Annotated in this window: 7 protein-coding genes and 1 other RNA gene; 7 read left to right on the top strand and 1 reads right to left on the bottom strand. The window is 69.6% G+C overall.

The window, feature by feature from the left end; all coding sequences use genetic code 11:
* Positions 1–35: 35 nt before the first annotated feature.
* The 7 genes from prfB to ABZ272_RS23120 all read left to right on the top strand — a co-directional run bounded on the left by prfB (position 36) and on the right by ABZ272_RS23120 (position 5,749).
* On the top strand, positions 36–1,157 hold the full coding sequence (prfB, locus tag ABZ272_RS23150; RefSeq protein ID WP_355052002.1) for a peptide chain release factor 2: 1,122 nt from the start codon (positions 36–38) through the stop codon (positions 1,155–1,157).
* A gap of 118 nt (positions 1,158–1,275) precedes the next feature.
* Positions 1,276–1,956 (top strand): cell division ATP-binding protein FtsE, encoded by a 681-nt coding sequence (ftsE, locus tag ABZ272_RS23145; RefSeq protein WP_007455859.1) that lies wholly within the window; start codon positions 1,276–1,278, stop codon positions 1,954–1,956.
* A gap of 68 nt (positions 1,957–2,024) precedes the next feature.
* Positions 2,025–2,900, top strand: a complete 876-nt coding sequence (gene ftsX, locus ABZ272_RS23140; RefSeq protein WP_355052001.1) for a permease-like cell division protein FtsX — start codon at positions 2,025–2,027, stop codon at positions 2,898–2,900.
* A 141-nt stretch (positions 2,901–3,041) separates the two neighbouring features.
* Positions 3,042–3,521: an SsrA-binding protein SmpB gene (gene smpB / locus ABZ272_RS23135; RefSeq protein ID WP_124775313.1), complete on the top strand. Its 480-nt coding sequence runs from the start codon at positions 3,042–3,044 to the stop codon at positions 3,519–3,521.
* Between the two features lie 103 nt (positions 3,522–3,624).
* Positions 3,625–4,000: a transfer-messenger RNA gene (ssrA, locus tag ABZ272_RS23130) on the top strand.
* Between the two features lie 82 nt (positions 4,001–4,082).
* Positions 4,083–4,724 carry a hypothetical protein gene (locus tag ABZ272_RS23125; protein ID WP_355052000.1) on the top strand — a complete coding sequence of 214 codons (642 nt, stop codon included), beginning with the start codon at positions 4,083–4,085 and terminating at the stop codon, positions 4,722–4,724.
* A 68-nt stretch (positions 4,725–4,792) separates the two neighbouring features.
* A complete protein-coding gene (locus tag ABZ272_RS23120) occupies positions 4,793–5,749 on the top strand; it encodes a hypothetical protein (RefSeq protein ID WP_355051999.1) in 957 nt (318 codons plus the stop codon).
* 19 nt (positions 5,750–5,768) lie between these two features.
* On the opposite strand, the gene mdlC is transcribed toward ABZ272_RS23120, so the two are convergent.
* Positions 5,769–7,364, bottom strand: coding sequence for a benzoylformate decarboxylase (gene mdlC / locus ABZ272_RS23115; protein WP_355051998.1), 1,596 nt, complete (start codon positions 7,362–7,364; stop codon positions 5,769–5,771).
* Between the last annotated feature and the right edge of the window lie 8 nt (positions 7,365–7,372).

The raw sequence follows: 7,372 nt of genomic DNA, 5'->3' as shown, positions 1-7,372 counted from the left end.
GCTCACTCCTCGTCCGCGCAGTACGCTTGTCTGTCGTGACCGCTGCCGATTACGCCGAACAGCTCAAGGAACTCGACGCGACCCTGCGCAACATCGAGGCCGTCCTCAATCTGGACCGGCTGCACGAGGACAAGGCCCGCCTGGAGCAGGAGGCGTCCGCCCCCGACCTGTGGGACGACCAGGCCAAGGCTCAGCAGGTGACCTCGCAGCTGTCGTACGTCAATGGCGAGATCAGCAAGCTGGGCAGTCTGCGCTCCCAGCTCGACGACGCCCGGGTGCTGCTGGAGTTGGCCGAGGCCGAGTCCGACCCGGGTGTGCTGACCGAGGTCGAGGCGGAGATCACCGGCCTGACCAAGGCCATCCAGGAGATGGAGGTCCGCACCCTGCTCTCCGGCGAGTACGACTCCCGGGAGGCGCTGGTCGCCATCCGGGCCGGCGCGGGCGGTGTGGACGCGGCGGACTTCGCCGAGATGCTGCTGCGGATGTACCTGCGCTGGGCTGAGCGGCACGGCTACCCGACGGAGGTCTACGAGACCTCGTACGCCGAGGAGGCGGGCCTGAAGTCGGCCACCTTCGCCGTCAAGGTGCCCTACGCCTACGGCACGCTCAGCGTCGAGTCGGGCACCCACCGGCTGGTCCGGATCAGCCCGTTCGACAACCAGGGCCGCCGGCAGACCAGCTTCGCGGGCGTCGAGGTGCTGCCGGTCACCGAGCAGACCGACCACATCGACATCCCGGAGAACGAGGTCCGGACCGACGTCTACCGTTCCTCGGGCCCGGGTGGGCAGAGCGTCAACACCACCGACTCGGCGGTCCGACTCACCCACATCCCCACCGGCATCGTGGTGACCTGTCAGAACGAGAAGTCCCAGCTGCAGAACAAGGCCTCCGCGCTGCGGGTCCTCCAGGCGCGGCTGCTGGAGCGCAAGCGCCAGGAGGAACAGGCCAAGCTGGAGGGCCTCAAGGAGAACGCCGCCGGCTCGTGGGGCGACCAGATGCGCTCGTACGTCCTGCACCCGTATCAGATGGTGAAGGATCTCCGAACCGAGCAGGAGACCGGCAATCCGAGCGCCGTCTTCGATGGCGAGCTGGACGGTTTCATCGAGGCCGGTATCCGTTGGCGTAAGCAGCGGCAGCTCGCCAGCGACAGTGCGTGACGATGCGTGGGCGGAGCGCGTCATCGATCTCCAGGTGAGAGCCTGATTCGACGACGCGCGCCCCATCGGCGGGGCGTGGGGCTTGGCTCAGTTGTTACACCGCGTAGACTCACGACCCGTGATTCAGCTTGAGCAAGTGACGAAGACGTACCCGAAGGCGTCCCGGCCTTCGCTCGACAACGTGTCCGTCTCGATCGAGAAGGGCGAGTTCGTCTTCTTCATCGGTCCATCCGGCTCCGGCAAGTCCACGATCATCAAGATGCTGCTGCACGAGGTGACCCCCAACAAGGGACGCGTCATCGTCAACAGCAAGGACGTCACGTCGATGCGCTCCTGGAAGCGACCCCACTTCCGGCGTTCGATCGGCTGCGTCTTCCAGGACTTCCGGCTGCTGCCGAACCGCACCGCCTACGAGAACGTGGCGTTCGCTCTCGAGGTGATCGGCAAGACCAAGGCGGTTGCCCGCCGGGTCGTGCCGGAGGTGCTGGAGCTGGTGGGGCTCGGTGGCAAGGAGCACCGCTATCCGCACGAGCTCTCCGGTGGTGAGCAGCAGCGGGTCGCCGTCGCCCGGGCGTTCGTGAACCGTCCGCTGATCCTGCTGGCGGACGAGCCGACCGGAAACCTGGACCCGGACACCTCGATCGAGATCATGCGTCTGCTGGACCGGATCAACCGCACCGGCACGACCGTCGTGATGGTCACCCACGACTCCAACATCGTGAACCAGATGCGCCGCCGCGTCATCGAGATCGAGAGCGGTCGCATCGTGCGTGACCAGGCCCGCGGCGTCTACGGGTGAGCCGGCGCTTCACCCCTTTCGCAGCCTGACGACGAACACCTCATGCCGGAGACCCGGAGGAAATCCCGATGCGCGTGAAATACGTCCTGTCCGAGGTACTGGTCGGACTGTGGCGCAACGTGACCATGACCGTCGCGATGATCATCACGATGGCGGTCTCGCTGACCATGCTCGGTGCCAGCGGTCTGATGTACCGCCAGGTTGACGACATGAAGGACCTCTATTACAAGAACATCGAGGTCTCGATCTTCCTGACCCAGGAGGTGAGCGAGCAGCAGCGCACCGACCTGAACGACAAGCTGAAGAACGACCCCCTGGTCAAGGACGTCATCTACGTCAACAAGGACGAGGCGTACAAGAAGTTCCAGGAGATGTACCAGGACGCGCCGGACCTGGTGAACGCGGTCAAGCCGGATCAGCTTCCGGAGTCCTTCCGGCTCAAGCTGAAGAACCCGGAGCAGTACAAGAACATCTACGACCAGTACAAGGAGACCGAGGGCGTCGACGAGATCGTCGACCAGAGCCGGCTCCTGGACAAGATCTTCGACGTCCTCACCGCGATCCAGAACATCGCCCTGGCCGCCGCGGTCGTGATGGCGATCGCCGCGCTGCTCCTGGTGGCCAACACCATCCAGGTCGCCGCGTACAGCAAGCGGCGCGAGGTGGCGGTCATGAAGCTGGTCGGCGCGTCCAACTGGTTCATCCAGGCGCCGTTCGTGCTGGAGGCCGTGGTAGCCGGTCTGATCGGCGCACTGCTCGGTCTGGTGGCCCTGGTGGCAGCGAAATATCTGCTCTTCGACGGGTCACTCAAGGCGTTGCAGGGTCTGCTGTCGCCGATCAGCTGGGGCGACATCCTGGTCATCTTCCCGCTGATGGCCTTCGTCGGTGGTCTGGTCAGCGCCGCCACCGCCTGGATCACCCTGCGCTTCTACCTGCGGGTCTAGTCAGGTTTTGCCTTTTGACAGGGACCCTCCCGCCGCCGGAAATAAACGGCGCGGGAGGGTCCTTGTTACTCCGGTAGCATGATCGGTTGTCCGGCCGGGGTGACCCGCAGTCGGATCAACCAGGGAGAGGGGGTGGCGCCGATGCCACGGGAGAAGGGGCGCAAGGTGGTCGCCTCCAACAAGAAGGCGCGCCACGACTACGCGATCCTCGACACGTACGAGGCGGGCATGGCGCTGACCGGCACCGAGGTCAAGTCGCTGCGGGCCGGGCGGGCGTCGCTGGTGGACGCGTTCGCCCAGGAGCGCGACGGCGAGCTGTACCTGCACGCGATGCACATCCCGGAGTACACCCAGGGCACCTGGACCAACCACGAGCCCCGGCGTACCCGCAAGCTGCTGCTCAACCGTGGTGAGATCGACAAGCTGGTCGGCAAGACCCGCGAGGGGGGTCTGACCATCGTCCCGTTGCAGGTCTACTTCTCCGACGGCTGGGCCAAGGTGGAGATCGCCCTGGCCAAGGGCAAGAAGTCGTACGACAAGCGCCAGGATCTCGCCAAGCGCGACGCGGACCGGGAGATCGCCCGGGTGTCCGGTCGGCGCGGCAAGGGGATGGACGACTGATTCATCCCGTTTGTCCGGATCGGCGTGCCGGACCGGGCCTCGGGATGAAAGCCGTTGCGGCAGGCGTTAGTCTTGTCAGTGCCGCCACAAGGTGGCCTGTCGAGGGGGTGACTGGTTTCGACTTCGTACGCAGCGACAGGGGAAGCGAGCCGAGGAAGCCGACGTCGTCTCGAGAATCGGTCGTCGGAAACTTATAAGCGCCAAGAACAATCGCGCTGACTTCGCTCTCGCCGCCTGAGGCGAGTAGCTAAGTCTGTCGGCCTGGGAACGCCTTCGTCCCAGTAGCCGGCATCAGCTAGAAGGCTGGCCAATCGGACCCGGTCGCGGGGTCCGTGCGGCGAGATCAATCAGCGACTGGGCCCGTCACACCAACTTGCTCGCGTGAGCGGTGGGGCCGAGTAGAGGCACAGCGAGCTGCGCTCGGAGAAGCCCTGACAAACCGGCGAAGGACCCGGGTTCGATTCCCGGCACCTCCACCACCTCGAAGCGATGCGCCCCGGCCACCGGCCGGGGCGCATCGTCGTATGTGACGAGTGGTTCGCCGCCGCCTACGCTGCCGCTGTGACGAACCAGGGACTGCGCCTGTCGGTCGGCGCCTCAGCCGGTCACCGTACGCTCGCGGTGGTGACGGGGATGCTCGTCGCGGGTGTCGGTGCGGCCTTCGTGCTGGGGCCGGTGCTCGCGGGTGGGCTGTTGCGTCGCCTCACCGGCCCGGGTGACGGGTTCGCCTCCTACGAGGAGGCCCGCGACCTGCCGCCGGGAATGCGGCCGCCCGCGCTGCGGGAGTCCGCCAGCGGTGCGGAGCAACCCGGACTCCTCCTCGGGCTGTGCGGGCTCCCGTTCGTGCTGCTCGGCATCTACCTCGTGCTGCGGGTGCTGCGGACGGCCGCCTGGTTGGACGGCACCCGGGTGCTGGTACGAGGTGCGGTTCGCAGCCGTACCGTCGATCTCGCCACGGCCCGCGTCGACCCCGCGTCGTACCGCGACCCGGAGGGCCGTGGTGGTCTGTCTGCCCTCGTCGTCACCGATCGAGTCGGCGGGCAGCGGGCCACGATCCCGCTGCGGGGCATGGGTCTGCCCGTCCTGCCGCCGTCCGAGCTGCGCGCCCTGGCCGACGCGTTCTCGGTGGCTGGACCGGACGCCGCGCCCGACAATCGCGCCGTCGCCGCCGAACTGCGCCGACTGGCCGACGGCAACCGCTGAGGCGACAGCCAGCGCGAGACCTGAGCCGACACCGGAACCGACGCCACGTCGGCACCGTCGAACCCGTCATGCGTCGACCGGTCCTGCTGCTCGTCCTGCCCCTGCTGTCCATGGCGGCGTGCGCCGCGCCCGTCGCCGACCCCGCGCCCGGTCGCGGTCCCACCACGTCGGCCCATCGTGCGTTCGACGACCGGGCCGCCGCCGTCGCCGCGGCCTGGCGGCCCGGTCCCGGCTGGCGTGACGGGTACGTCCCCCTCCAGGGACCGACCGTGCTCACCGGTGATCCGCGTTTCACCCCGGACACCGAGACGGCCTTCCGGTCCGGCTGGTACCGCGCGCAGGTCGCCATCCCGTCGACCGGTGTCAGTGGCGGCGAGATCCGTTTTCCGGACGGCCGGTTGACCCTGCCGCTCATCAGCGCCGCCGAGGCGTACCGGCAGCTCGCCCAGGGTGACCCGCTGCCCTGCCCGGGACGGCCGAAGCGGCCCGGACTACCGACCCCCGGCGGTCCCACGGTCGAGCCCGGACCGGACGGTTGGGCCACCAGCACGACGCAGACGGCCTGCCTCCCGCTGACCGTCACCGGGGTGACCCTCGGCACCGTGCCCGTCCGTACGAGTCGGGGCGAGGCGCAGGTCCCGGCGTGGCTGTTCACGGTGGAGGAGTTGGCCACCCCGGTGGCCCGGCTCGCCGTCGCGCCGACGGCGGTCACACCGGTCCCCTCGGTGTCCCCACCGACGCAGCCGCCACCGGACGGCGTGGTCGCCGCACCGGACCTCGTGGCGGTGGACGGCGCACGGCTGACCGTCCACCTGGGCGTCGGCTCCTGTGACACGGGCATCACCCCGCTGGTGTCGGAACGGCCGGACGTGGTCGTGGTCGGCGGCACGGTCACCCGCGCCACCGGCGTCTGCAACGCCATGCTCAAGCTGCAACCGGTCACCGTCACCCTGGACGCGCCGCTGGGGGCGCGGCCCGTGCTGGACGTCGTCAGCGGCGCTCCGCTGTCGATCGCCGCACGGTGACGACGGCCCCGTCCACCGGTCAGAGGATCGTGGGCACGTCGGTGCTAATCGGCACCGGCAGCACGGTGGGACCTCCGGCCCGTAGTCCGGCCGCGAGGGCCGCGCCGAACTCGTCGGGGGTTCGCACCACCTCGGTGGCGCAGCCATAGCCGGCCGCGATCGCCGTGACGTCCAAGCCCGGCAGGTCCAGCCCGGGTACCCCCGGAGTGTCCTTCAGCTCGGCGAACGCCTTGAGGATCGCGTACTGCTGATTGATCGGGACGACGACCACGACGGGCAGGGACAGGCGCGCGGCGGTCCAGAGCGCCTGCACCGAGTAGTGGAACGAGCCGTCGCCGATCACGGCGACCACCGGCCGACCGCGCCCGGTGTCCCGCTCGGCCAGCGCCACGCCGATCGCCGCCGGCAGGCCGTAGCCGAGGCCGCCGCTGGCCATCGTGAAGTACGACGCGGGTCGGGTGATGCGCAGGTTGCGGCGCAGCGCGGCCAGGTTGGACGGTGACTCCTGGACCAGCACGCCGTCGGCCGGCCAGTGCGCGGCCAGCGCGGCGAACATCGCGTCGGCGCTCAGCGGCACGGTGACCTCCGGCGGCGGCGGGACGGCCCGGGGTGCCGGCGGTTGCCGGCCGGCGGCCGGAAGCAGGTCGAGCAGGGCGGTGAGGGCCAGTCCGGGGTCGCCGAGCAGGCTGTCCCCGACCGGGGCTCGGGCGGCCTCGTCCGGGTCGTCCGTGACGTGCAGCAGCCGGGCGCCCTCCGGCAGGTGGTCGCCCGGCACGTGCGGGTAGTAGCGGAACACCGGGGCGCCGACGACCAGGACGGTGTCGTGCCCGTGCAGCGCCTCGGCGAGTGGCCCGATGGCGAACGGCAGGACCCCCCGGAACTGCGGGTGATCCTCCGGGAAGACGGCCCGCTCCGGTGCCGGTGCCGACCAGACCGGTGCGGCGAGTCGCTCGGCCAGCGCGACGGCCGCGGGCCAACTGCCGGAGCGGTCCACGCCGGGGCCGAACACCAGGACCGGGTCGCGGCTGTCGGCCAGCACCCGGGCGAACATCTCCAACCGCTGCGGGTCCGGCCCGAAGCGGGTCGCCACCGAGCGCGGCGCGGGCGGCGTCTCGGCGGGTTTGGCCCAGTCGTCCATCGGCAGGGAGAGGAAGACCGGCCCGACCGGGGGCTGTACGGCGGTCGCGTACGCCCGCAGCAGCGCCGCCGGGATGTCCTGCGCGCGGACCGGCTCGTAGCTCCACTTGACGTACGGCTCGGGCAGTTCGACGGCCCTTCGGTTGGTCAGCCGGGGCTCCAGCAGCAGCATCTCCCGGGTCTGCTGACCGGCGGTGACGATCAGTGGCGTCTTGTTGTGCCAGGCGGTCACCAGGTTGCCCATGCCGTTGCCCATGCCCGGTGCGGTGTGCAGGTTGACGTGCGCGGGTCGGCCGGCGGCCTGGGCGTACCCGTCGGCCATCGCCACGGCCGTGGCCTCGTGCAGCGCGTGGACGTAGTGGAAGTCGGCCGGGAAGTCCTGCAGGAACGGCTCCTCGGTGGAGCCGGGGTTACCGAAGACGGTGGTCATGCCCAGGGTGCGGAGCACGTCGTACGTCGCGTCCCGGACCGTTGCCATCGTCGCCT

Origin of the sequence: Micromonospora sp. NPDC005979 (assembly GCF_040614415.1) — a bacterium.
GTDB lineage: Bacteria > Actinomycetota > Actinomycetes > Mycobacteriales > Micromonosporaceae > Micromonospora.
Note: the sequence above shows the minus strand (reverse complement) of the source record. Positions and strands in the feature narration are given on the sequence as shown.

Coding starts and splice junctions, on each gene's coding strand:
- mdlC (WP_355051998.1), bottom strand. CDS start 7,364: ATGGCAACGGTCCGGGACGCGACGTACGACGTGCTCCGCACCCTGGGC.
- ABZ272_RS23120 (WP_355051999.1), top strand. CDS start 4,793: ATGCGTCGACCGGTCCTGCTGCTCGTCCTGCCCCTGCTGTCCATGGCG.
- smpB (WP_124775313.1), top strand. CDS start 3,042: ATGCCACGGGAGAAGGGGCGCAAGGTGGTCGCCTCCAACAAGAAGGCG.
- ftsX (WP_355052001.1), top strand. CDS start 2,025: ATGCGCGTGAAATACGTCCTGTCCGAGGTACTGGTCGGACTGTGGCGC.